We start from the raw sequence: 648 nt of genomic DNA, 5'->3' as shown, positions 1-648 counted from the left end.
GCAACGACCTGGGAGAGTAAGTTATCGCCAGTAAGGGACAAAAGTCCCCAATAGTCTTAGGTAGCTCAATGGTGGAGCAACCGGCTGTTAACCGGTAGGCTGTGGGTTCGAGTCCCACCCTGAGAGCCATTTAAAAAACAAGCCGGGGTGGCGGAACTGGCAGACGCACAGGACTTAAAATCCTGCGGTGGTTAAACACCGTATCGGTTCGATTCCGATTCTCGGCACCAAAAGAAATAGTAGCCGGGTACAAATGACGCGGGATGGAGCAGCATGGTAGCTCGTCGGGCTCATAACCCGAAGGTCGGAGGTTCAAATCCTTCTCCCGCTACCAAATTTAAATAAGGCCCTGTGGTCAAGCGGTTAAGACACCACCCTTTCACGGTGGTATCCCGGGTTCGATTCCCGGCAGGGTCACCAGATGGACGCATAGCTCAGTTGGGAGAGCATCTGCCTTACAAGCAGGGGGTCATAGGTTCGAGCCCTATTGTGTCCACCAAAATTGGGCCTGGTAGTTCAGTTGGTTAGAATGCCAGCCTGTCACGCTGGAGGTCGTCGGTTCGAACCCGATCCAGGTCGCCAATTAAAATTTCAAGTTATTTTTAATAAGTGAGATGCTGGTGTAGCTCAATTGGTAGAGCAACTGAC

6 tRNA genes are annotated in these 648 nt (G+C 51.7%); all 6 read left to right on the top strand.

Features of this window, described 5'->3' with window-relative positions:
- The first annotated feature begins 54 nt into the window (after positions 1–54).
- The 6 genes from HMPREF3023_RS07750 (at position 55) to HMPREF3023_RS07725 (ending at position 582) form a co-directional block, all read left to right on the top strand.
- Positions 55–129 (top strand) — tRNA-Asn (locus HMPREF3023_RS07750).
- A 12-nt stretch (positions 130–141) separates the two neighbouring features.
- Positions 142–230 (top strand) — tRNA-Leu (locus HMPREF3023_RS07745).
- A 27-nt stretch (positions 231–257) separates the two neighbouring features.
- Positions 258–334: transfer RNA gene (locus HMPREF3023_RS07740), tRNA-Met, on the top strand.
- Positions 335–345: 11 nt separating this feature from the next.
- A tRNA-Glu gene (locus HMPREF3023_RS07735) sits at positions 346–420 on the top strand.
- Between the two features lie 3 nt (positions 421–423).
- Positions 424–499, top strand: a tRNA-Val gene (locus tag HMPREF3023_RS07730).
- A gap of 6 nt (positions 500–505) precedes the next feature.
- Positions 506–582 (top strand) — tRNA-Asp (locus tag HMPREF3023_RS07725).
- Positions 583–648: the final 66 nt, after the last annotated feature.

The sequence above is a fragment of the Peptoniphilus sp. HMSC075B08 genome (assembly GCF_001815405.1).
Taxonomy (GTDB): Bacteria; Bacillota; Clostridia; order Tissierellales; family Peptoniphilaceae; genus Peptoniphilus_A; species Peptoniphilus_A harei.
The sequence above is the reverse complement of the archived record's forward strand: the minus strand, read 5'-3'. Positions and strand labels throughout refer to the sequence as shown.